This window comes from Longimycelium tulufanense, assembly GCF_014645795.1.
GTDB classification, from domain to species: Bacteria; Actinomycetota; Actinomycetes; order Mycobacteriales; family Pseudonocardiaceae; genus Longimycelium; species Longimycelium tulufanense.
In genome coordinates, this window is record NZ_BMMK01000022.1 from 49417 (window position 1) to 72627 (window position 23211).

Consider the following 23211-nt stretch of genomic DNA (forward strand, 5'->3'; position numbering starts at 1 on the left):
GAACGCACCCTTGCGATCCCGGCGCGGCCCCTGTTCCTCCCGCCACTGCCGCACCTGTTGGGCCCGTTCAAAACGCCGCCGCGCTTGCTCAGCGCGAGCCTCGTCACGGCGGGCGGCCCGTGCGCGCACTTGGTCGCGCCAGGTGCGGCGATCAGTAGCCGGGGCAGGCTGTGTCACCGGGTGCCCGCCCGGCGGCGTGGGCACCGGGCGCAACGATGCCCGATGGGGGTGCGACGGTGGCGGCGGGGTCACGAGCCGGTCACCCCCCGCATCGGGGCCAAGCCCCGCGCCAGCGGCAGGGCCCCGGCGAAAAACCCCTGATCCTGCTCGCCGAAGAGCACCATGGACGAACAGCGCACCCGGGTCAGCCGGCGGCGTACCGCCGCGACACTGCGACGCAGGGCGTGGGCATCCGGTGCGGTGACGGTGACGAACATCGAGTACCGGAAGTAGCCCGCACCCTCGGCGAGCTCGTCGTCCAGCTGTTGCGCGGCAGCCAATTCTTTCTGGGTGCGCGCGTCCACCAGCAGACCGTGCGACTGGCGCATGTGGATGTTGCCCGCCGCCGCCAAGGCTTGATTACTCACGCTGCGCTCGGCCCGATGCGGGGGCAAGGGCTGCACCACCAGACTGATCGACCGGCGCACATCCGACTGCTGCAGCAGCGGCGCCAACCAGTTGCTCTTCACCGGTCGCCGGGGAAGCTCATGCACCCACAGCGTGGAGGACACGGCCGAGTCGTGTCGGAACAACGTCCACTGCCGTTCGGTGGCCGACGGCCCCGCCACCCGCAGGTCAAGTTCATGCTGGGCGCTGGATTGCATGTCATACAGCGGCAAGCTGTCGGGGTCGAACTGACTATGCAGGACCGCGGCGTACTGGCCGGGGGTGAGCCACCCTCGGACCGGAATCCGTGCCTCGCTGATCTGCCGCTCCAGCTCGAGCAGGCGTTCCATGACCACCACACCGATCGCAGTGTCATCCCCACCGGAGGCCTTGATCTCCGCCGCGAGTGCCTGCAGGTCGAACGCGACGACCAAGAACACTTCGTGGCGTTGCGCGCTGGGAGCGGCGCGGGAGACTAGCTCATACAGCGCCCGGGCGGGCAGTTCCTCACGCTGGACTGCCCGGTCCAGGTAGTAGGCCTGCGCCGTGTTGGTGGCATCCGGCATCGACCGGAACAGCAACTGCCAGCGGGTGATGGCCGCGTCCTGGTCGCAGGTGGACTCCATCACCGCTTCCCACTCATTCAGGCGGGATTCTTGCTCCGCAGTCTCCTCCAACACCACCGGGGTGCCCTCGGTCAGCAGCGCGGCCGTGACCACCTTCGTCCCCTCGTCCACGACCAAGCCGATCCGCTGCTGCCCGTCGGTGGCCACCGCCGCGATCATGCGCAGGCTGGCCAAATCGCCGGGCAGATCCATCCGGTGCGCCAAGCTTGAGGGACCGAACACCGCACCCCGATACACCGCCGTGCCGCGCAGCCGGTCCACAACCACCCCGACCACCGGGCCCAGCCACTCGGTGAGGTAACGGCCGCCCACGCGGACGAATGCCACGAAAATCAGGCCGCCACCGGCCACCAGCAGGAACACGAACAACGCAAGCGATCCGGACTGCACCCCCAGCCACGGCAACGCGATCGCGGCCACGATGACGAGCATCTGCGTAATGCTCAGCTTGCCGACCACGCCGGAGGTCCGGCGTGGGGGAAACCTGTAGTGACGCTCCATCACGGACACTCCCGTCGTTTCCCGTCGGTCACGGAGGAGGCGGAATGGTGGGGGGCGAGCCACCGCCGCCGGCGGGTCCCCCACTCGTACCGCTGGTCGGGCCACTCCCACTCGGGGCGCCGCCACCCCGTTTGGGGGTCGGCGGATTGGGGCTGGAGGCGACCACGCGGCCCCGGTTGGCCGGTGGACGCGGAGCCCCGGCCGCCGTCCCGGATCCGCTGCTCTGCCCGGGCGGACCGGCCGGCGGCTGGTTCGCTCCACTCGGCGTGCCACCCTGCGCGGAGGAGGGCTTGGTGGGCGAGTTCCCGGTCGTGCCGAAGGAGCCGCCGGTCTGGTTCTCCGGCTGGGTCGGCGTCGGCGTCCCCGATCCCCCACCGCTGTCGCCGTCGTCACGCCCGAATCCGCGGCGCGCAACGTCCGCAGCGTTACTCATCATCGTGCCGACCGCACCGGCGACGGCGCTGCCGACACCCCCCAGCGCGGCCCCGGCCGCGCTGGCGGCCCCACTGGTGCGTGCGGCCGCCGCGGTGCTCGCAGGGCCGCCGGAGGCGCCCCCGCCGCCGATGCGGTCCGACACGAAGTCAACCAACTCCCACAACAGCCACGGGCTCAACACGAACATCACCCCGAGCACCAAGCCCTGCACGACGTCGACGATTTGCCGCATCGCAGACTCCCCGGCATCCAGGGGCATCAGCAGCGCGACCGACAACATCAGCGTGGCGACCATGAAGAACTTCGCCCAGCACAGCGCCGTCAGCCGCCCCGCCCAGCGCGCCAGCCAATGCGCGCTGGCGGCATGGACCTGCCCGGCGGCGGCGAACGACCCAAACAGGGCCCATACCAACACCAGCGGACCAATCGCGATCAAGAACACGATGGCGAAAATCAGGAAGAGCGCCATCAACGCGCCGACAATGACCGCGACCAACGGGTTGGCCTTGGCCAGGCTTGTCGTCCAGTCCGCCTGGGAGGCCAAATCTCCGGCTACCGCGGCGAGCTGGCGCGTGCATTCATCGGCCAGTGACATCATGAGGATCGCCCCCACCCCAGCCAGGGTCACTCCCACGACGGCCTTCAGGCCACCGACGAGCGTGTACTGCAGCCGTCCCGCCTTCCAAGAAGACGCCACCGACACGATCCAGCCCAGAAACGCCAGCGCGAGAGCAACCCCGGCCACCAGGTTGTAGACCTTGGCGAACCCCTTGCCCTCGATGTTCGCCGACGAATACTTCACCACGATTTCGAGGAACGTGGACCAGAGTTTCGTGACGTTTTCCACCACGAACGCCACGACCTGTTCCATGCCATGCTTGGTCACCCAGGTCGCCAGATCAAGCGCGATCTCGCTCGGGCTCTTCACACGGGTCCTGGTGTCCGCCTGTCCACTGCTGGGGTTCTCTTGAATCGCCTTCCTGCGAAGCTCGTTAACCTGGCGGACGTACTCGTCACTGAAATCGTTCCACACCTGGCAGCGGGCCTTACTGGGGCCATCGGAGGCGCCCGCGCACGACAGATAGAAGCCGTTACACGGGGCGCGCTCGGCGCCCACACCACTGTCGTTGCAGGTATACGAGGTCCGATGCTCGCTGTCGTTGCCCCAGGGGAAACCGAACGGCTTGCCCTGGGCATCAGCCCCGGCCCACTGCTTGACGTCATCCACGCAGTAGCCGGCGGGCACCGTGAGCCGTGACGGCAACTCGCGATAGCCCTGCAGGATCGCGGCCTTCAGTGCTGTGTTGGGTCCACCCAACTCGGGCTGAAAAAACTCCAGCAGCGCCGGGGTATCCCGCATCACGTACGTGACATAGAGCGACCAGTTCCCACCCCGGTCACGGCACGTCGGTTCGGTCATCCACGGCGAGGTCAACCACTGCGCCGTCCCTGGAACATACTGTCGCAGCGTCTCCGGAACTTGGCTCAGATCCTTCGGCTCAGCCATCACCCAACCCGGTTGGGAGAGCCCCACAAACCCGATGAGCACCAGCAGAATCCACAGCCGCTGCCACAGCGGACGCCGGGATAATGAGGGTTGTGCACACCCCGGGTGCTCACGGCTCCGGAACATACGCCCACGCTCCCCCCACAATCTCGTCGTACCGGAACACAAACTCCCCGTCGGCCGTGTCGAATCGTTCCCCCTGCCGCGCCGGCCACGGGCCTTCCCGGTACTGCTGGTCCACCACCTTCCAACTGCTCGACCGCCACTCCAGGGTCACCGTGGTCCGTCCCCACCCCGCCCGCCCCGCCGGCGTGGGCACCACCCGGGAACTCGACGCCAGCACACCCCACACCTGCACCACGGCCCGTTGACCGTCATAGGACTGCACCACGATCGACAACGGCGCAAAACTGGAACGTTGCTGTCTCAGCGCCTCCGACGGCGCCGTCGGAGGCTGCAGGGTGCGCCGCACCTCCTCGCTGGCATTCGCCCCGAGAAGAACCTCGGCGGCCCCGCCCGCGTCCAACGTCCCCACACTCACCCGTGTCGCCGCAATCTGGTAGTTCACGGCCGCCGTGGCCGACCCCGCCACCGAATGACGCACCGCCACCGGCACCCCGCGATGCAACGGGACCTCCCCGTGCCCCTCGCCCTGCGCAGTCGCCGGGCTGGTGGCTCGGCCGAGAACAAACGCACCAATCCCGAGCCCTAGCACAACGAGAACCAGCACAGCCCAGGCCACCACACGTGGGCCGCGAGTAGGACCCGCAGGGGTATAGCCGACCGTCTTGCTCCGCATCATCGTCCCGCCTCACCTACACCGTGGTCAGCCACGTCCAAATCCCACCGATACTGGTCAAAGCAATCGCACCGATCACGGCTCGGGTGATGTAGGTCTTCGCCCGCTGGGTGAGGTGAATACCCTCGAAGATGTGCCCGGCGGCCCACAGAATGATCCCACCGACCAGGACCAGGAACAGAATTCCGAGTCCGAAGAACAGGAGCACACGGGCAGCGACATAGAGCACCCCCGACTTGGGGACGCCGCTGTCGTCCGGGCCGATGTTGGAGAAGTCTGGTGGCTCGGCCACAAACGGTGCCTGCGCGACGAACTCAACGACTGTGTGCCACATCGGAGACCCCCTCCTGCCTTTGACGCACTGCGCTGAGGAGACGCGCGAGCGCTGCGACCGTGCCCTTGGACAACCGGTCGAGCCGAATGTCGTGGCCGTGTGCCAACCGGGCATCGAACGGCACCGGCACCACCGTGGGCACCACGGTGCTCACGAGCCGCTGTGCGGCCGCGATCTGGCCACGGTCGGCAGGTGTGGTGGACACGAGCGCCAACACCGGCGGAACCGTGAGATACGAGCGCATCCAGGCCAACGCCGCACACACGGTCTCCGCACCCGGGACATCAGCACGACCGACCACCAGCACCACCGGCCATCCCGCACCGGGATCCGTGAGACGCTGCATGACCCACGGCGTCAGGCAACCGGCATCCACGACCAAGCCCCCACACATCATCTGCACCAAGCGACGCATCTCCCGCAGCGGACTCGCGTCCCCGGAATCGAGCACCACGGCGGCACCCGCCGAACTGGCTGGAGCCCGCCGCAGCACACACAGCGGAGACTCCCCCTGACGCAACAGCGCGACCGCCAGCTGACCCGACAACCCGCCCCGCTGCCCCAGCACCCGGCGACTTACCGTCCCCCACGGGGTTCCGCACTGGTCCACCAGCACCGTGGTCCCAACCGGAGAACCGGCCGCGAACGTTTCCGCCAACAGCCCCGCGACCGTGCTCGTTCCCACACCCCCACCCGCGCTGGCTACCACCACCGTCACCGGGGCACGCTGAGTGCCCAGCCACCGCCACATCGGCAGGACCCTCTTCACCGGCCAGCCCTTGGGCAGCGGCTTCGGCGGCCCGGCCACGACACCGAGATCCCGAGCAACGGCAGCACCCGGCGCACGCCCCGGACTGCCCCGTGCCACCACCGCACCCAACAACACCGGCTGCTCCTCGTCCCCCCTCATCCCGGACACGTCGCTCACGCTCAACACCCCCTTCCCCAACCCACCAGGCTCACAATCACGCGCACACACACCATCTGGCCGAGCCCCGACCGACCGCGGAGAACTAGCTCGTCTTCCTACTGATCACCTCAGCTACGGTGCGCGCGATCGCGCACGCCTCGATCTTGGGGAACCGTCCGTTGAGGATGGAGACGGCGGCCACGCCCTTGGCCAGTTGGAGATAGACCACGCATCGGGCGCCGTTGGGGGTGGGTTCCCGTGGGACCCGCAGGGCGTGTTTGCCGGCGATCTGGGTCGGCTGGGAGCCCTCCACCTCGGCCGGATCGGTGCTGTATTCGTCGCCCCACACCACGTGCGCAATGAAGTATGTCGAGGGACCGCTAATCTGGGGCTTGTCCCCTAATGTGGCCTCGATGGCGCCGCTGTTGTCCCAGCGGCAGTCCACTTTGAACAGATCCTTGGGACCGGGTGCCTTCCGGGTCGGTTTCCGGTCCTCCTCCGGACGTACCGTTTCGGGGAATGCCGCCCAGCCCACCTCACACGGGTCGAACGGGGCACCCACCTCACTCGCCTTGGGGGGTGGGTTGAGATCACCGAGTCGCAGGGGCGCCGGGCTGGCCGGGCCCGACTCGGATGCGCTACCGCTGCTCGGTGCGGGCAGGGCCGTGCCGCTGGTGGACGAGCAGGCCGCGACCGCGAGACCCGCGGCCGCCACGGCAATCCAGCGCACGAGATCCGGGGCAGACCGGGGCATGGCGCACCTCCTGTGCCGGTCGTGGGCGGTCATCGGACACCTGCCGTGGCCAGTACGGCCTCGACGGCCTTCTGGGCCTGCTCGCAGCCGGGCGCCCGCACCTCCACCACCTGCACGCTGACCGGGGTGTCCTCCCGGGACTCATCCACCCGCACGCGCGGGTCGTCGGCATAGCGGATCCGGGCCAGGCAGAAGGAGCCGAAGGGCCCCTTGCCCTCGCCCAGAGTTCCGGGGCGGCCGGCGATGGTGGTCGGTCGGCCCAACCCGACCTGCGCGCGTGCGGTGCGGGCCTGTTCGACCGGGTCGTCGTTTAGTGCCAGCCGCACGCTGATCGACGGGGTGTCCAAGGGGGCCGGGGGTGGCTTGCGCAGCGTGCAGGAGTAGGGCTCGAGGGGGGTCATCTTGACGGATCCCGGCAGCAGCCCAGCAAGCTCTGGGGCGGCCGCGCACGGATCCACACCCGCCAGCGGCAGCGCGGGCGTGGTGCGGTGCTGGTCGCGGCGCGGGGGCTGCCGCCAGGCATCGGCCACCGCGGTGAGGTAGTCGCGGGTGACCTGGCAGGGCGGCGTCGGTGGGGCCTCGCTGCGGGTGGACCAGCTTACGGTCAGGCTGATCGCGTGGCGGGCCTGGTTCCCGCTCGTGTCGGGGACCGCCTGCGGGGCCAGCTCGTGCAGCAGGGCCTGCGGCAGCGGACGGGAGACGGTGCAACTGTGGGCGTTGTCCTCCTGCACCGACACCTGCAGTCCGCCGACGGTCTCGGTCCCCGATCCGGCGCTCCAGCGCGCGGCCACGTTGATGCGGGCATCCCATCCCGGGTCGAACTCACGGTTGCGCAGCCGCAGCCGACAGACGTCGAACTCTCCGGCCGGCATCAGCTCATCCGGCGTCATCCCCATGATCTGCTGCAGGTCCTGCGGGGAGTGCAGGGCACACGGGTCCAGGGCCCGCAACGCCACAAACGCGGCCGCCTGCCTTCGGTCATAGTCCGAACCGAACCACCGGTCCGCGGGATGGGTCGCCGGCGCTGTGCTCCTGGCCTCCGGCGTGGGCTCGGTCGTGCTGCAGGCAGTCGCCAGCAGCAGCGCGCTGAGTCCCGCCGCGGTCGTACGCAGATGCTGTCTCACCATGTGTCCTCCCCCATCACCGGCAATGAACGTCAGCGGGGCGGCAGCTTCGGCCACGCGACGCCGGCCAGCTGTGTGCCGATCTCGCAGAGCCGCTCGGGTTTGTCGTTGCTGTAGACCGAGATCCGCGCCAGCTCCCAGGTGTCGTCGGTGATGCGACGATGCTCGGTGGTGACCCAACAGGAGGCCGCCAACTTCTCGTTGGCCGGAAACGACTCCATGCGCGTCAGGCGCCCGCCCACGGTGGCCTCCTGGTCCCCGCCCGCACCCGGACCGGGGAAAAACGTCAGGAACACCGACGGGTCCTTACCGTTTCCCGAGCCCCACAGGCACTGGTGCCGCGTGGGCAACGACCGCTTCTTCGTCGTGTCGATCCCCGGCAGCGCCTGCAGATCCGACTCGCTCAACAGTGGGCACGGATCCACCGGAATCAGGGAGTTGTCGGGGAACCGCAGCTGCGCCAGGCGGGCGCTCTCGGTGCCCTGCAGTGTGGTCAGTGCGTGATCGAACACCGTCTCGGTCAGCTGGCACAGCGTGTCCTGGCCCGGGGTGGCCGTCCGCGAGACCGGCTCGGTGTGCACCTGCAGCGCCAGCTTGTCGGCCTCCCACACCGCCACGGCTTCACAGCGCTGGGGGGTACCTTTCTGGACGACGCGGGCCTTCCCCCGCTGCTGCCACTCCTGGATCGGCGCACCCTCCAACGTAACCACCGGATACACATCGACCATGACCCGGATCGAGCCCGGATCAGCGGCGTTGAGCGTGACCCAGCACTGCGTGAACTGGGTCCCCAACCGCACATCGAGGCTGCCATGCTCGGCCAGCTTCTCCTGCGGCACCAGCGCACACGGGTCGAACGTGCGCAGATTGCCCACCACACTGTGCTCGGCCTCGGCCCGCTGCCCGCCCGGTGGCTCGGGCGATCCCTCCGGTAGTGGTGTGCCGGGCGTCGTACGACCACATCCGGCCACCACCAACACGGCCACCACGGCGACAAGCCCCCAGACCCCGCCAAACCCCCTCATGGTTCCCCCTTCACTGAGGCGATGGGCCGGTTGCACACCCCCGCCAGCCACACGCTCGTGCGCGCGATCTATGCCTTCTCTCCGAACTCGGTCTCCCCGGTCGCACCGACATCACCGCCGAGCACCAGGGCGGCCAGCACCTCCACGGCCGGGGACACCTCCAGCACCCGCAACGCCCGCCCCGGGCAACCCGCCACTGCTGGTTCCGTGGTCTCGGCGACCACCTGGCCCCGCACCCGCACCGGATACGCCGCCACCGGCGACGCCCAGGCCTGGTAGCGCACGAGCTCGGCCGCCCGCGGGCCCACGGCGCGGAACTGCTGCCCGCGCGGGGTGTGCACGACGAGGCAGCCCGGGGACGTGGTGACCCGACCCGGCACCTCCACCACTGGGCCGTCCCGATCCGGCGGCGGCACCGCCACCCCGCCCACCGCCCGTTCCACCCCGACCTCGACCGGAACCCGGTCGGGCTCCGGTGGTGGGCGCAGCACGACCACCGTCGCCACCGCCACCACGCCGGCCACCACCGGGGGCCACGCCCACCGCACCCACGTTCCCTTCACCATTTCCTCCTCCTGTGACGACTCCCCGCCCTGGTGCCGGCCTTTCCGCGCCGCAGCCCGCGACACAATCACCAGGCCAGGCCACCCGGACGGTGGTAGAAGGCGTCCACCCACTCCGCGTAGAGCCGCTCCCGCACGAGGGCGACCGAGCGGCCGGTGCCCAAATCCAGCACCGCAGTCACCTCCAGAGACAACTCCTCACCAGCCAGATCAGTCGCACTGATCTCGCAGGGCTGTCCCTGCACGTGCCGACGCATCCCCCACGGCCGCAACACCCGACCCAACGGCTCCTCCGTCCGCGATAACTGCGCGGCCGCCGCATACGGCAGGCGATGCAGCAACACAACCGCCTCAGTGGAGGCCACCGGCCGACCCGCAGCATCACGCACCACGCTCCACCGATACTGGGCCACCTCACTGGCGGCATCGGCACGCAGCAGCATCGCCTGCTGCGCGGTGAGCGCCACCCGGTTCCGGCGGTCCCGCAGCTCCAGCGCGACATCCCGCCCACCCAGCAGCGCGACCGTCCCCATCAGCGAGTCAGCGGCCCGCAGCCGGGCGGCCAGATCCTCCTCACGCCGCTCCACCACCAAAGCCCGCCGCTCCTCCTCACTCAGCTCGAGACAGGTGTCCGGCACCGCCATCGCAGTTGCTCCCCCTCATGCCATCGACTTAGTCCTGCTGCTGTGGCGGGTTCTCCCGCCGCGGTTCGTGGTAGGGATTGAGGTCCTCGGGGAGGCCGGGAATGTGGTGCCGATAGCGCTCCTGCAGTTCCTCGGAGGCCACCGGCCGGCCCTGCTGGTCGAGGGTGCGGGCGTACTCCTCGGCCTGATCCACCTGTGCCTGCAGCTCCGGTGGTAGCGGACGAGCCTGCGCATTGGTCTCCTGCACGAACTTGCGGACCTCGTCCCAGTTCACACCCATCGTTACCGCCCTAGATCGAGAAGGTGGATACGGATCTTGTCGCCGGCATCGGTCCTGGCCAGGACCTGGAACCGGCTGCCCGGCGGGAACACCACCTCATCTTGTTGGTTACTCAAGAAGGAAATGTCCTTTCCGTGCTGCGAGGTGATCACCAACTCCACGTTGGTGTCGGGCATGGCTCGGAGTTTGTCGGCGGAGGCGAAACCCGGGTCATGGACGATGGTTCCGGGTTGGTAGTGCTCGACGAACCGGATCAGACTCTGGGTGTCGTCGAAATGCAGGCCGCGGAACACGGTGCCCTGATAGTCGGGCACGTGGTTCAGCCCGGAGGTCAGCACCCGGATCTCGGTGTCCCAGGCCGCCAGCGCTTCGGGGTCGGCCGAGCGCAGCGCATCGTTGAGCGGCCGGTGCAGATCCCGCTGGTACAGCAGCATCGCGTCCAGCTCGGCGTCGCGTACCCCGCGCAGCCAGGGCATCTCCTCGGTGTGGAGCTGGCGCAGGCTACGGATGGTGTCGCGGTCGCCGGGGTGCTGGTCCCAGTAGTCGTGCTGGTCCTGGCCCCGCGCCTCGAAGTCCGGGTTGGCGTAATCCGGTCGTTCCCGCAGGTGCGGAGGTTCGGGGGTGCCCGACACCGGAGGGGGAGGGACTTCTCCGGTGCCGGGCGGGGTGGTGCTCGGGTGCCCGGGGGGCGTGGACACCGCGTGCACCGGGCCCGGCGCCGCCGTCGCGGTCGGGCTGGACTGGGGCACCGACGTGTCCGCAGGCCCGAGGGTGTCGAGCTGACGTTCCACGTCGGCCAGGCCGCCGCCGGCCTGGCCGATCCCGTCGGCCGCGCGCTGATCCGCGCCCGCCATCCCCGCACCCGGGCCTGGATCCGGCGACGTGGTGGGCTGGCCACCGGCCGGTGTCGCGCTGTCGGGTGTACCGCCGGGACCGAATGGCCCGTGCTCCCGCACAAACGAGTCATCGGGCTCAAACCAGTTACCGCTCTCAGCGGTGTGGTCGCCGGCGACGTGCGGCGTGGTGGGCGGATGCGGCCCGCCGGGCGCGTGTTCCCCGGCGCGGCCTGCCTTACTGGCGGCCTGGCCCGCCTCCTCGACCGCCTCCCGCCCGGTGCTGCGCGCCAGCTTGCCGGCGGCCGAGCGGGCTACCGACGCCACCCCCAGCGTGGCCGCGTCCACTCCGGCCCCGGCTGCGGCCCCCACACCACCGGTCACCGCGCCGAGTGCCACGTCCGGGGCCAGCCGGCCCAGCCACCGGCCCGGGCTGTCGAGCAGGGTGTCGACGTCGACGATGTGCTTGAGGGTCGCCACCGGGTGCGTGACCGCGGCCGCCAGCCCTGACCCGAGGGTGCCGAGGTTGGTCAGATAGTCCTGGGGGTGGGCCAGGTTGTACACGTCGAGGGGGTTGAGTGTCCGGCTGAGCTTGATGATCCCGCCGATTCCCTCAGCCGCGCCGCCGAGAAAGTCGGTGACCTGGACGACCTGCCGCTGCTGCAGGTCGTCGATCTCCGCGACGGTGCGAGACAACCAGCCTGGCTTTTCCGGCAGCCGGTCGGTGGCGGCCCGGATCGCGGCTGCCGCCGTCTCCGCCGCCTCCCGCTTACGCGCCCGGGCATCGGCCAACAGCTGCCGTGCCTCTTCCATCTTCGCGGCACCACCGTCGATGAACTCCCCCGGCTGTGGTGGCAGCTCGGTCGGAAGACCGGCGTTCAGGGAGGCCACTGCCGCGCTGTAGCGTTCGGCCTTCTGGTTGTACTCGGTGCGCGCCGCTTCGGATTCCCGCTGGCCCGTCTCGTAGAGAGCCACCGCGTCAGTGGCGCGACGTTGCGCAGCCTCCAGAGCCCACTTGTACTCGCCCAACGCGTCCGCCACGTGCCGGAACGCCCCGGCCAACACATCCCACTGGCGGGGCCGATCCCGGAAATACTCGCGAAACGCGTCAGCAGCTTCGCCCTGCCAGCCGTCGCTCGAGATGCGAGACAGAGCCTGCGCGGTCCGTTCCATATGATCGGTCAACTGGGAGAGCTCGCCGGTCTGCGTCCAGACCCGGCCCGGATCCCCCGGGACGAGTTCCCGAACGTCACGTGTCTCGCCGAGCTCGAACTGCCGGAGGCTCCCCGCCAGCGGCGCTCCCAGGCCGGGCATCCCGCCCCACGGGTTCATCGGGTTCACGGTGAGCCCCCCGCGGGGTTGTCCAACGTCAGACCGAGCTTGCCGAACAGGGACGACATGCCGTCTTCCACCTGCTGATACAGCGTGCGGGTGTCACGCAGGCCGTTTTCGACCAGCCGCAGCTCCCGGACCTCCCCGCGCAGACTCCACCGAGCCCGATCCAGGAACGTCGCGGCAGCGTCGGCCAGACCCTCATGGCCCGTCTCAGCCGGTGACAGCGCCAGATCCAGCACACCCACGGCGCTGTCTTCGGCCCCGTGCATGCTGTGCTCCCGCAACTCCGCCAGGATCCCCTTCACGCCCTCCTCAAGCTGACGGAGTGCCGGCAGATCCACCCTGAGATCAGCCACGCGTCCCCTCCCCCTGCTGCAGTGCCGCTTCCACCTCATAGGTGCGCTGTGCCCAGGCATCGGCCTCCCACGCCAACTGGGCCGCCAACGCCGCCGCCCGCGGATCCACCCCCGGCATCCCCCACAGCGCACGGGCCTGCCGCCGACAGACCCGTGCCACCGCGCGCAGGGCCTCCCGCTGCTGGTCCCACACCGCCACGTGAGAGGCGAACACCCGCGCCGCCTCGGCCTGGCCGTGGTCGGGCGCCATCCGCCGCATGTCCGTCACCACGCCCCCTCACTACTGTCGAGTGGAAACGAATCCCCGGTGTGGAGCACCGCCTCTGGGGCCACAATCCCTTCCAGCCGCGGGAAAAACACAAAATGCGGGCTGCCCAGATCCAGCACCGCGCCCGCCAGCTCCGGGGCCTCGACCAGGTAGCGGCCCAGCACGTCCACGCCCCGCACCTGCCACACCGCGTCCAGCTGCCGCTCCGCGCCGGCCAGCCGCTCGACCGTCGAGTACGCCACCAGCCACGCCACGCCCCCCGTTTCGCGTCGCCCTGGCGCGAGTTGACCGTCGTCGGTGTCCCGGACCATCGGCAGGTACAACGTCGCCACCCGGATCGCGGCGAGCATCGCCTCAGCCAGACGCTCCCGCTCCGCAGGCGCCACCGCCTCGGTCTGGGCAGCCCGCCACTGCCGCACCGCGGCCACCACCGCCGGCTCCTGCCCGGCCGACACTGCTGCGCTCACCGCGTCGCTCCCCTCACGCTCGTCACCCCATGCGCGGCTCCCGCCACGTCCTGTGTGGAGGCACGGCCACGCTGCGCCCGCTGCCCAGCCACCACCGCCCCCGCGATCACGGCCATGCCCACCCACTGCAGACCGGACAGCCGCTCCCCCGCGGCCCAGCCCAACAGGGCCGCGGCCAGCGGCGCCGTCAACGCCAGCACCGACACCCCCGCCGCCGACGGCAACTTGTGCAAGCCGGTGAACAGCAACGAAAACGCCAGCGCCGTGGCGCCCAGGCTCACCCACGCCACCGCCAGCACCCCCGCGGCATCCAGGCCCGGCGGTGTCCCCTCGACGAGGAAGGCGGCGAGCACCAGCAGCGCGGCGCCGCCGAAGAGTTGCCACCCCGTCGCCGTCACCGGTGACACACCTGGCGGTAGACCCCAGCGCTTGGTGAGCGTGAAGCCGGTGGCGGCCGCGCAGGCCGCCCCGGCCGCGGTCGCCAACCCGACCCAGTCCAGGCCACCCGCCGCGCCCTCGACCAGCAGCGCGACACCGACAACCCCGATCCCGGCGGCCACCACCTGGGACAGCCGGACCCGCTCAGCCAGCAGCGCGACCGCCAGTACCGGCACCAGCATCGACTGGCAGGCGATCACGATCGCCACAATCCCGCCCGGGAGCCGGTGTGCCGCGAGCGTCTGGAGTGCGAAGAACGCCGCAAAGTTCAGTCCACCCAGGATCAGTGACCGCCGCCACCACGGCCCGGCCGGCAGTACCGGCCGCCACACCAACAGAGCGACCGCGGCCGGCACCACCCGATACACCGACGTCCACACAGGACTCGCCGGCAAGTGGTGCGTAGCGGTGTAGAAGGTGCCGAACAGGGCAGGACCCGCCGCGGAACAGGCGACCCACGGCCACACCCGATCCCGCGTCATCTCCCCGCCTCCCCGTCCCGACCCGGAGCCGGCGCAGCAGAGGGAGGCGGTGCCCACCAGGGCGGCACGCGGTGCAGGTGCGCGCTGGCGGCCACCGCCGCCATCAGCCGTTGCCAGCAGGCCACGGTGCCGCAGGGCGCGTCCGCGAGCGTGGATGCGCGTGGAGTCCTCGCCATTCCTGTCCTCCCGGAGCCGGTGGGGTGTGTGGTGTGCGGCGGTGGAGAGCCGTGGGTGGGTCACCGACACGGCCACACCCGCACCTCCGGGCGAGTCCCGCCGGCGGTCACCACGCCGACCCCGCATCCGATCCCGGCTCGGTCCAGGCCCGCGCCCGGCGGAGACGGTCCTGTTCCTCCGCGGCTGCTTGATCGAGCAGAGTCCGGGCCCGATCCACCTGGGAGGCGGCGATAATCAGCCGGGTCACCATCTGCTCATGGACCGCGGCGATCGTCGTGGGTATCCCCTCGGACCAACCCTCCGGCGGGCCCTGCCGCAACTCCGCCGCGATCTCCTCCAGACCCTGCTGCACCCGATCCAGACGGGCGTGGGTCTGGCGTCGAGCGCGTTCCACAGACGCCCACCCCATGCCTGGGAGATCCGGCCGCGCGCTCACGCCGACACCTCCGACCCGGCCGATCCGTCGGTGTCGGCAGGGACCGGCGCAGCTGCGGCGATCACGGGCTCCACGACCGGCAACCGCGCCCCGTACGGGGCCACCAACGTGATCCCCACCTCGGGGCCATACTGCTCATGGACCAGGTGCGCCAGCTCCCGCCCCGAGCACCAGGAGCGCTCCGGCAACTCCCCGTACTCCGCGCCCGGCATCTCCACCATCTGGTGCTCGTGCAGATAGGCATCCACCCACCGCCGGCCCTTGCGCTCCACCACCACCGGCTGGTAGCCGGCCTTCGGATCGGTGGCGAAGTAGACGCGCGGCGCATCACGGAACAGCCGCACCAACTGGCGGTGCAATCCCGCTTCTTCCTGCCGCGCGGCCTCCTCCAGCTCGGCTGTGGACGTGGATCGCCGGTCTGAACCGGCAGCCGGCTTCAAAATCCCCACGCTGTCCTCCCCCTCAACGTCGCGACGCCGTGCGCCGCTGATCACGCCGCCGATACAGCTCCTGCAACTGCGGCTGCGTCAGACCGGCCCAGATCCCCGTCCGAGGCCGAAGACGCAAGACCTCCTCCAGACACTGCGCACGGACCGGACACCGACCACAGATCTCACGCGCCGTGCGGGCTGACCTGCCCGGTCCCGGGAAAAACACGTGCTCGGGCACCCCGGCGCACGCGATGTACGCCCACCACTCCTCACCACCGACGGCGGGCCGGTGTTGGGTGGCGGCGCTCATGCCGCCCACCGCACCGGCGCCGGCTGCGCAGCACGCCGTGGCCTTCGGCCGCGGTGCAGGAGGATCTGGTGCGGCCATCCCGGGTCGAGGACGATCCCGACCGTGGATGGGATCCGGCGCAGCAGCAGCGCCCCGGTCATCGCCACGAGCTGGTGCGTGCCGCGCACCAGGCGGGCCGTGCTGTAGGCGACGACCCAGCGGCGCCGACGGGCGGTGTAGATCAACGGACGGTGATCGGTGCTGCTGACGATGACCAGCACCGCGCGGCGGCGAAACTGGTCAATGGCTGCAGCCATGTGGATCCCCCTCCCCGACGAAGGGTGGAGAGCGCCCAGCCGGACCCCCTGTGAGTCCCTTTGCGCCGGCTGGGCGCTCCCCGTTTCCCCGGTCGCGCACCTGGTGTGCACATTTCCCCGATAGCCGAGCTTCAACTAGAGATAACTTGATCAGTGACCCTTAGTTGACGCTGTGGCGAGCGTGAGCGTACGGCTACACAGCACATGGGATCAACCACAGATTCCGCGTGTCGGGATCCGCAGTTAACGCCCAGTGGGGGCGATCACAAGACCCGCTACCCCCGGCGCCGGCCGACAGGCGACACTAGGGCGGACGGGGGAACCACCCGTGGAGCAAGAACCACCCGTGGAGCAGGGAGGCATGGTGCCGGTAAGCGCAGAGCGGCCGCCGGAGGCCGCGGAGCTGGACTTTGCGTCCATCCTGGACGATCTGTGCCGCACCGCTACACCCGGCGACGACCGTCCCTGGAGCACCGGCGACCTCGCCCGCGCCTGCCAGGAGCAGGGGCAGGACATCACCTCCGCCTACATCCACCAGTTGCGCACCGGCGCCCGCGACAACCCGACGATCGCCCACGTGCATGCCCTGGCTGCGGCCCTCAACGTTCATCCCGCGGCCCTGGTCGGTGGCACGCGTCGGCCCGTGCGGGAGGGAGAACGTGCGGGATGGCGGCCGGAGGCCGTCGACCACCTCGTCCAGATCCTCCACTCCCCTGACAGCGAGCCGTGGACGGCACAGAAGATCGCCGAGACCATCGCGGCACGGCAGCGGTGGGGGAAGATTTCGACCAAGCACGTCCGCCACCTCATCCGGGGCCACGACAACCCGTATCTGCGGACGGTTTTGGCCCTGGCCGACTGCTTCCATGTCCCCCCGGCGTACTTCTTCGATGAGGAGTACGCCGCCCGAATGGATGCCGACACCGCCAACATCAAGGCGCTCTTCGCCACCGGCATCCGCTCCCTGGCGACCCGAATATCCCGCTCAGCAGCCCATAAACCCGCGACATATCAGGCTGCCGTGAACGCCATCCTCAAGGCCCGGGAACACGGCCAAACGGGTGACAAGACGTAATCTCTACCCCTAAAGGGTCACCCCCAGTCGGACGATGGATGACAGTGCGTGGTCCGATGGTCCGATGTCATCCGGGGAGGGGGAGACAGTGGCCGAGTCACCAAGACGGGAGACGATCAGCGAGGTCATCGACGCGCTCGACCTCGCGCCGAACAGCACCTACGCGGCCGCCTTCGACAAGGTCGGCAAGCTTTTCGACCGCTACCTGGGCCAGCCCACCACGGTGGTCTGCGCACCACTAGTGGGCTACTCCGGCATCACTGCCGTCCTGTCGGACGACACGGCCGTGGTCGTCGTCGCCGACTCCCCCAGTTGGTACCACCGGCTGCACATTCTGTGTCACGAGTTCGCGCACGTGCTGCTCGGCCACACCCCGGTCGAACTCGACGCCGAGGACGTCGTGTCGCACGTCGCGCCACACCTGACGCCGGGCATGGTCCAGATTCTGGCCGGCCGGAGCGCCTGCGAGGGTGACGAAGACACAGAACGCGACGCCGAGCAGCTGGCCGACGACCTGGTCACCGCCATCACCGAGCATCGCCAGAAAACCCGCCGCAACAATGCCCCGGTGCCGTGCGGGCTCACCCGACTCGTGGACTCGTTTGAACGCCCCCGTGGGGCAAGCGCGTGAAGCTGACACTCTTCAACGCCAGCTACCTGGCCACCGCTCCCGTCTGGGCCGCCATCTTGGCGTTCAAAATGCGTGACCTGCGACGGAAAGGATGGACCACCCCAGCGTTGTGGGCCCTGTGCCTGTCGGTGCTGGCCGCCACCTTGAGCTCGATCTCCGCTGCCCCGGCCAACAACACGCTGCTCCACCAGCTCACCGGCATCGTCCACTTCGCGGTGCCCTGGTGCTACTCCTGGGCCACCCTCTATGCCGGCTCCACCCTGGCCACCGTGCTGCTCTGGCGCTACCCGCCCGCCCGGGCCTGGCGGTCGGTGCGCTGGATCATCCTCGGCTACAGCACCACCATCGTCACGCTCATCGCGTTGTTCGTGGCCTCCTACGACACCACGCGTGCCGATGAACGCCTCACCGACTGGGACATTCATTACGCCACCACGCACCCGACCGTCAGCGCGTTCATGCTCGCCTACATCACGGCCATGACGGTCGGCACCACCGCCCAGGCATACCAGTGCTGGTCCGCCAGCCGTGCCGTCCGCGCCACAGGCCGCGTCTGGACCGCACGCACACTGCGCTGGTTCGCCATCGTCCCTCTGTGGCCGCTGGCCAGCGTCCTCGTCAAGTTCGTCGTGCTGATCACCCTTTGGTGTGGCACCACCCACCTCGCTCCGATCGGTGCCGCCGCCCCGGCGATCTCCGTCCTCGGATCCATCCCGATGGCCATCGCGATCCTCCTGCCCTCATGGGGACCCCGCCTGGCCCGACTCCGCGACTCCATCGTCGCCTGGCGCCGCTACCACCAGCTCCGTCCGCTGCTGAACGTCGTCCGCCAGACCCATCCGACCTCGGCCCTTCCCGACCGCCGCCAGGATGTCCACCGCCGGCTGCACCGGGCCGTGGTGGAACTCAACGACTGGCAACTCGCCCTCGCACCCCACCGTGATTCCCGCGTCGGCCGCCGTGCGGAACGTCTCGCCTGCGAGGCCGGCCTCACCGGCGCGGCGCTCACCGCCACGATCACCGCCGCCCAGCTCAAAGCCGCCGCCCACTACCAGCACCACGACCACCCCGTGGGCGAGGACATCCCCGCCGACGAGGATCAGGTCCGCGACGGCGACCCCGCCGAAGAACAGGCTGCCTGGGCCCGCGTCGCCCGCGCCTACCACTCCCGCATCGTGGACCGCGCCGTCGCGTCCGTGCTCACCGAGACGGCCGCGCCCCTGACTGCGGGGCACGGCGACGCCGCCGGATGACCGACTGCGGCCAGGTGAGGGCTATCGATCCAGCCCCGCGAGCTGACGTTCCCGGGTCGTCAACGGCGGGCCTTGCAGCGGCGGGGCTGCAGGTCCCCGCAGCACGTCCCACAACAGCCGCGGGGACAGCAACTGGGAGAACGCCCCCTCCAGAGTGAACGCACCGAACAACGCCTCGGCCACCGTCGGCCTGCTGGTGGCGACCACACTCATGCGCTCAACGCCGCGCCGTCGCAACCGCGCCAGCGCCGTAGTCCGCCGGTCCCCCGCCACGCCGGGATACAGGACGTCCTCACCGGTCGCCATCGCCCACGCCCCGTCGGCCACCCGGCACAGCATCCGCTGCAATGTTCGCGTGGTGCCCACCTCTCGCGTACCGGCAGACAACTGCCGCCGCAACGCCAGCGCGCTCTGCGCCGCCACCGACATCCCGTGCCCATACACGGGGTTGAACGCCGCCAGCGCATCACCCGCCACCAGCAGGCCCTCCGGCCACACCGGCAGTTCCTCGTAGCGGCGGCGGCGATTCACGGTGGAGTCCGACCGACGGACCGGTGTCAGCGCCGTCCGGCCCGCCAGCACGTCCGCCAGCACCGGATCCCGCAGGCGCTGGGCAAACGGCACGAATTCCTCGAGTGTCTGTGGGGGCTGCTCCGTGGCGCTGCCCCACACCGTGACCAACCACCGACCCCCCTCGATCGGCATCAGGACGCCGCCCGCCCGCCCGCACCGCTGCTCCCTCGGATGAGACTGGATACTGATCAAGGGGAACCCACTGCCCACCGGAGCCGAGAACAGACACGTCGCATACCGCAAACCAGAGCGCACGACGTCCTCCCGGACACGAGGCAGGCCCAGCAGCTCCTGCAGCCAGCGCGACGTCTGCGACCCCCGACCCGTGGCGTCGATCACCAGATCCGCCACCAGCTCACGGGCCTCGCCGGTGTCCACATCACGCACCGTCACCCCAGTGACCCGGCGCGCACTGCCGGACAACCCCGCCACGACGGTGCCCTCCAACACCTGAACCGTGCCCGACGCCAGCACGTGATTCCGCACCACCCAGTCCAGCAAATCCCGCGAACACGACACAAAAAAATGGGTGCCGTCATAGCGCCGCACCCAGCCGCCAGTACCCAGCAGGATCACATCACGAGGCACCACAAAACGCTGCGCGCCCTCGGCCTGCAGCCGGTCCAGCACGCCCGGCAGCAGGCTCTCTAGCGCCCGCGCCCCACCACTGACGAGGTTGTGCGCGTGCCGGGCTTGCGGCACTCCTTTCCGCGGCTCAGGCCCTACAGGGAACCGATCCCGCTCCACCAGCAGAACCTCGTCGAAGGCAGCCCCGGACACAGCCGAGGCCACCAACATCCCCGACAGGCCGCCACCCAACACCACCGCACGCCGTGGCCTCACCGACACCGCCCCCATCACTCGTGGTCTGAACCCCCGAAACCTACGTCCCCCGATGGAGTGGCGATGATCCCGGTCATTACCCCACGACATCGGCGCCGGCCCACCACCATCTTCGGCGACGATGAGTCGGTCCAGCGCATGGCGCGGTGACGGACATGCGGCGGATGGCGCCCGACCTACCGGAACTCGTCCGCGTGGTCGCGTGCCCACTGGGCGAAGGTGCGCGCGGGCCGGCCGGTCATCAACTCGACCGTGTTGATCACGGGCATCGGCACCCCATCGTTCTCGGCCAGGTACCTGATCAGCTGGTCAACCAGGCCACCTCCCCACCTGGCCAGGGTCTCCCGGTACTCGGCCGGGGTCAGCTCCACGAACTCCACCGGGCGCCCGATCGCCGCGCTGATCGCCTCGACCTGCTGCCGCTGGGTCACTGACTCCGGCCCGGTCATCAGATAGGCACGCCCCACGTGCCCCTCCTCGGTCAGCGCCCGCACGGCGACCGCGGCGATGTCCGCCTCGTGGATGGCATCGGTGTGCGCCTCCGGATACGCCGCCCGGACCACACCCTCGCGACGGATGGACTGCGCCCACTGCAACGTGTTCGTCGCGAAGGTGGCCGGGCGGAGGAAGGTCCACGACAGCTCGGAGTCGAGCAGGGCCTGTTCGGCTGCCTTGTGCATGACCGCCAGCGGGTTGGCCGCCGGGTTGGCCGCGGTGACCGGGCTGGCCGAGAGCAACACGACGTGCCCGACGCCCGCATCCTGAGCCGCCGTCACGAGACTGTCGATCCCCGCCGGATCGGCGTAGCAGAAGACCTTGGAGACCCCGGCCAGAGCCGGCGCCAGGGTGTCCACGCGGGTGAGGTCGGCCCCCACCACCTCCACGGAGTCCGGGGCCGTGACGGCGGTCGGGTTCCGGCTGGCCAACCGCACCTTCTCCCCCACCTCGAGCAGCTGCCCGACCACGCCGCGCGCGACATGGCCACGCCCTCCGGTTACCAGGATCGTCACGACACTGTCCCCCTCGACTGGCGCACGAACATTCCTGCGACCGCGACGGTAACGCCCGCTCACCGTTGCCGTGTTCTGCCAATTTCCACCCTGCGGCGAGGACGTGAGGCAGCACACCGTGTCGCAGGTGACAGCTACCCGGGCTGGTCTTTCTCAGCTTCGCGTTCCAACACTTCGATCATGTCCTCGATTAACACCGTGGCTGCGGAAAGCTCGCCCGGTAGGCGGTTTGTGGCCAACGTCGCCAGGGATCGACCAAGCCCACCCAGGACTGCTCCGACTTCTTCCCGGGTTGGTGGCAGGATTTCGACGATGATTTTGCGGCGGTCGATGCCGCGGCCACGGCGAACCCAGCCGGCGCGGACGAGGTGGTCAATGACTCCGGTAACGGAGCCGGTGGTCAGGGCGGCCAGTTCGCCGAGTTAACCTGCGGTCAGCGGTTGGCGTGCGCGCAGGATCAGGGTCAGGCGGTGGTAGTCGCTGACGAAGAGCCCGAGCCGTTGTGCCGCTGCGGCGTGGTATGCCGCGAGGGCCTTGCCGAACCGCCGTGTCAAGTCGCTCAGGTAGTGAGCTGTAGTGAGGGCATCGTGGGTGACATTCGTGGACACTGTCGGCCTTCGGTCCGTTTCTGAGGGCACCGCTCGCCCGGGATGGGAATGGTGCGGTCGAGCGGGTGACCACCGTGGGGATCTGCGGGGTGTTTATGCCGAGGCGGCCTCGGTGGCCGGGCCGAGGACACCGTGCTCGCGGAGGCGGCGCAGGGTGGCACGGGCGCGTTGTGGCGTCATGCGTTTGGCGGCGGCGGTCTCGGGGGATTCGTGGGCGGCGCCGTACTGCCACCAGGAGTGGCCGGTGACCTGGTCGGTGACCAGGAACCGGTCTTTGACGGCGGGGCCGCGGACGATGAGGCTGGTGGTGTGGGGCTGGGCGGTGATCGCGTGGATCATCGTGTGCTGGAGGGTGTAGGTGTCGCCGGTCGTTTCGGTGCGGACCATGCGGGGTGTGAGCTGGGCCGGGTCGATGGTCTCGCGGTCGCCGAGCAGTTCGTCGCTGCCGTAGAGGGTGTGGGTGTAGCTGCCGGCCAGGATGCGGGAGGTGTAGGTCCAGCGGTGGTTGTGCGGCCGGTCGAAGTACCCGGGGGCGAAGACGTGCAGCCGGAGCCTCCAACCGGACGTGTCGTCGTGCAGGACGAGCTTGTCGAGGATGTCGTAGTGCTCGTGCAGCCCGGACAGATGGTCGTCCTCGATGGCGTGGACGACGAGGTCGTGCAGGGTGTCGCGGCGCGCGTCGAGCACGGCGAGGAGAGGGGTGCTGGCGTGGGTGATGGCGGCCAGGTCGGTCCAGTCGAGCGTGCGCAACATGGTCGCGGCCTCGGCGAGGTCAGTGTCGAATAACACAGGGTCCTCCGTTGGGTGTGGGGGTGGGCTGGATGGCGGTGACGGGTGAGCCGGCGCAGTGGGCGCTGCCGAGCGTGCAGCCGGCGTGCAGGGCCTCGGGGAGGGTGGCGCCGGCCAGCAGGGTCTGGGCGTAGCCGGCGGAGAAGGCGGCCCCGGCGCCGTGGGTGTGCACCACCGTGACGGTGGGCGCGGGCGTGCGCAGCAGGCCACGGGTGGTGTGGGCGAGGGCGCCGAACCGGCCCAGCGTCACGATCGCCGCGTCGGGACCAAGCCGGTGGAACAGGTCGGCGGCCAGCCGGGGCGCCTGGCCGACCTGGTTGGCGACCAAGCCGACGCGGCAACCCCAGGCGGGCCGTGGCCAGCGCGGTGAGCGGCCCATCAGCCGCCACGGACGCGTGCTCGGCGTCGTGCACCAGTGCCCCGGCGTTGGCGGGCGGATACGCCTGCACGGCCAGGACCCGGGCCTCAGCGAGGTAGCTCACGCACACCAGA

At 69.9% G+C, this 23211-nt stretch carries 28 protein-coding genes; 3 read left to right on the forward strand and 25 right to left on the reverse strand.

The features are described from left to right. Window positions 1-248: 248 nt before the first annotated feature. From IEY55_RS20910 to IEY55_RS21005, 20 genes are all read right to left on the reverse strand, one after another. The gene (locus IEY55_RS20910; RefSeq protein WP_189060214.1) at window positions 249-1733 is read right to left on the reverse strand and encodes an SCO6880 family protein; all 1485 of its coding nucleotides are present in this window, start codon (window positions 1731-1733) and stop codon (window positions 249-251) included. 28 nt (window positions 1734-1761) lie between these two features. Then, a complete protein-coding gene (locus IEY55_RS20915; protein ID WP_189060215.1) occupies window positions 1762-3588 on the reverse strand; it encodes a proline-rich domain-containing protein in 1827 nt (608 codons plus the stop codon). Window positions 3589-3784: 196 nt separating this feature from the next. Continuing rightward, window positions 3785-4405 carry a DUF8175 domain-containg protein gene (locus IEY55_RS20920; RefSeq protein WP_189060216.1) on the reverse strand — a complete coding sequence of 207 codons (621 nt, stop codon included), beginning with the start codon at window positions 4403-4405 and terminating at the stop codon, window positions 3785-3787. Between the two features lie 85 nt (window positions 4406-4490). Continuing rightward, window positions 4491-4808 carry a hypothetical protein gene (locus IEY55_RS20925; protein ID WP_189060217.1) on the reverse strand — a complete coding sequence of 106 codons (318 nt, stop codon included), beginning with the start codon at window positions 4806-4808 and terminating at the stop codon, window positions 4491-4493. Further along, the gene (locus tag IEY55_RS20930; RefSeq protein ID WP_189060218.1) at window positions 4789-5736 is read right to left on the reverse strand and encodes a hypothetical protein; all 948 of its coding nucleotides are present in this window, start codon (window positions 5734-5736) and stop codon (window positions 4789-4791) included. The genes IEY55_RS20925 and IEY55_RS20930 overlap by 20 nt, the downstream gene beginning before the upstream one ends. Window positions 5737-5821: 85 nt before the next feature. Continuing rightward, complete coding sequence (locus IEY55_RS20935) at window positions 5822-6472, reverse strand: DUF3558 family protein (RefSeq protein WP_189060219.1); 651 nt, start codon at window positions 6470-6472, stop codon at window positions 5822-5824. A gap of 29 nt (window positions 6473-6501) precedes the next feature. Then, entirely contained in the window at window positions 6502-7599 is a 1098-nt protein-coding gene (locus IEY55_RS20940; RefSeq protein ID WP_189060220.1) for a hypothetical protein, read from the reverse strand. 29 nt (window positions 7600-7628) lie between these two features. Continuing rightward, on the reverse strand, window positions 7629-8621 hold the full coding sequence (locus IEY55_RS20945; RefSeq protein WP_189060221.1) for a DUF3558 domain-containing protein: 993 nt from the start codon (window positions 8619-8621) through the stop codon (window positions 7629-7631). 68 nt (window positions 8622-8689) lie between these two features. Next, window positions 8690-9187, reverse strand: a complete 498-nt coding sequence (locus IEY55_RS20950) for a hypothetical protein (RefSeq protein ID WP_229686603.1) — start codon at window positions 9185-9187, stop codon at window positions 8690-8692. Between the two features lie 65 nt (window positions 9188-9252). Continuing rightward, window positions 9253-9828 (reverse strand): hypothetical protein, encoded by a 576-nt coding sequence (locus IEY55_RS20955; RefSeq protein ID WP_189060223.1) that lies wholly within the window; start codon window positions 9826-9828, stop codon window positions 9253-9255. Between the two features lie 28 nt (window positions 9829-9856). Next, on the reverse strand, window positions 9857-10108 hold the full coding sequence (locus IEY55_RS20960; RefSeq protein ID WP_189060224.1) for a hypothetical protein: 252 nt from the start codon (window positions 10106-10108) through the stop codon (window positions 9857-9859). A gap of 2 nt (window positions 10109-10110) precedes the next feature. Further along, on the reverse strand, window positions 10111-12273 hold the full coding sequence (locus tag IEY55_RS20965) for a putative T7SS-secreted protein (RefSeq protein WP_189060225.1): 2163 nt from the start codon (window positions 12271-12273) through the stop codon (window positions 10111-10113). Window positions 12274-12278: 5 nt separating this feature from the next. After that, window positions 12279-12632 carry a hypothetical protein gene (locus IEY55_RS20970; RefSeq protein WP_189060226.1) on the reverse strand — a complete coding sequence of 118 codons (354 nt, stop codon included), beginning with the start codon at window positions 12630-12632 and terminating at the stop codon, window positions 12279-12281. Further along, a complete protein-coding gene (locus IEY55_RS20975; RefSeq protein WP_189060227.1) occupies window positions 12625-12891 on the reverse strand; it encodes a hypothetical protein in 267 nt (88 codons plus the stop codon). Before IEY55_RS20975 ends, IEY55_RS20970 begins: the two co-directional genes overlap by 8 nt. Before the next feature lie 5 nt (window positions 12892-12896). Then, entirely contained in the window at window positions 12897-13367 is a 471-nt protein-coding gene (locus IEY55_RS20980) for an SseB family protein (RefSeq protein ID WP_189060228.1), read from the reverse strand. After that, window positions 13364-14539 carry a DMT family transporter gene (locus IEY55_RS20985; protein ID WP_189060229.1) on the reverse strand — a complete coding sequence of 392 codons (1176 nt, stop codon included), beginning with the start codon at window positions 14537-14539 and terminating at the stop codon, window positions 13364-13366. The genes IEY55_RS20980 and IEY55_RS20985 overlap by 4 nt, the downstream gene beginning before the upstream one ends. 31 nt (window positions 14540-14570) lie before the next feature. After that, window positions 14571-14900 (reverse strand): hypothetical protein, encoded by a 330-nt coding sequence (locus tag IEY55_RS20990; RefSeq protein ID WP_189060230.1) that lies wholly within the window; start codon window positions 14898-14900, stop codon window positions 14571-14573. Next, window positions 14897-15349: a hypothetical protein gene (locus IEY55_RS20995; protein ID WP_189060231.1), complete on the reverse strand. Its 453-nt coding sequence runs from the start codon at window positions 15347-15349 to the stop codon at window positions 14897-14899. Before IEY55_RS20995 ends, IEY55_RS20990 begins: the two co-directional genes overlap by 4 nt. A 13-nt stretch (window positions 15350-15362) precedes the next feature. Further along, window positions 15363-15719 (reverse strand): WhiB family transcriptional regulator, encoded by a 357-nt coding sequence (locus IEY55_RS33050; protein ID WP_373290041.1) that lies wholly within the window; start codon window positions 15717-15719, stop codon window positions 15363-15365. Continuing rightward, the gene (locus tag IEY55_RS21005) at window positions 15638-15937 is read right to left on the reverse strand and encodes an SseB family protein (protein WP_189060233.1); all 300 of its coding nucleotides are present in this window, start codon (window positions 15935-15937) and stop codon (window positions 15638-15640) included. The genes IEY55_RS33050 and IEY55_RS21005 overlap by 82 nt, the downstream gene beginning before the upstream one ends. Before the next feature lie 364 nt (window positions 15938-16301). On the opposite strand from IEY55_RS21005, the gene IEY55_RS21010 reads away from it, so the two are divergent. The 3 genes from IEY55_RS21010 to IEY55_RS21020 all read left to right on the forward strand — a co-directional run bounded on the left by IEY55_RS21010 (window position 16302) and on the right by IEY55_RS21020 (window position 18896). Further along, window positions 16302-17012 (forward strand): hypothetical protein, encoded by a 711-nt coding sequence (locus IEY55_RS21010; protein ID WP_189060234.1) that lies wholly within the window; start codon window positions 16302-16304, stop codon window positions 17010-17012. A gap of 64 nt (window positions 17013-17076) precedes the next feature. After that, window positions 17077-17643 carry a hypothetical protein gene (locus tag IEY55_RS21015; RefSeq protein WP_189060235.1) on the forward strand — a complete coding sequence of 189 codons (567 nt, stop codon included), beginning with the start codon at window positions 17077-17079 and terminating at the stop codon, window positions 17641-17643. After that, entirely contained in the window at window positions 17640-18896 is a 1257-nt protein-coding gene (locus IEY55_RS21020) for an MAB_1171c family putative transporter (protein ID WP_189060236.1), read from the forward strand. The genes IEY55_RS21015 and IEY55_RS21020 overlap by 4 nt, the downstream gene beginning before the upstream one ends. 21 nt (window positions 18897-18917) lie before the next feature. On the opposite strand, the gene IEY55_RS21025 is transcribed toward IEY55_RS21020, so the two are convergent. From IEY55_RS21025 to IEY55_RS21040, 5 genes are all read right to left on the reverse strand, one after another. Beyond that, a complete protein-coding gene (locus tag IEY55_RS21025) occupies window positions 18918-20312 on the reverse strand; it encodes an NAD(P)/FAD-dependent oxidoreductase (RefSeq protein WP_229686595.1) in 1395 nt (464 codons plus the stop codon). 176 nt (window positions 20313-20488) lie between these two features. Continuing rightward, on the reverse strand, window positions 20489-21322 hold the full coding sequence (locus IEY55_RS21030) for an NAD(P)H-binding protein (RefSeq protein WP_189060237.1): 834 nt from the start codon (window positions 21320-21322) through the stop codon (window positions 20489-20491). A 422-nt stretch (window positions 21323-21744) separates the two neighbouring features. Then, window positions 21745-21876, reverse strand: coding sequence for a hypothetical protein (locus tag IEY55_RS32600; protein WP_268239340.1), 132 nt, complete (start codon window positions 21874-21876; stop codon window positions 21745-21747). A gap of 147 nt (window positions 21877-22023) precedes the next feature. Beyond that, window positions 22024-22719 (reverse strand): hypothetical protein, encoded by a 696-nt coding sequence (locus IEY55_RS21035; protein ID WP_229686596.1) that lies wholly within the window; start codon window positions 22717-22719, stop codon window positions 22024-22026. Further along, on the reverse strand, window positions 22703-23098 hold the full coding sequence (locus IEY55_RS21040; RefSeq protein WP_189060238.1) for a PfkB family carbohydrate kinase: 396 nt from the start codon (window positions 23096-23098) through the stop codon (window positions 22703-22705). The genes IEY55_RS21035 and IEY55_RS21040 overlap by 17 nt, the downstream gene beginning before the upstream one ends. Between the last annotated feature and the right edge of the window lie 113 nt (window positions 23099-23211).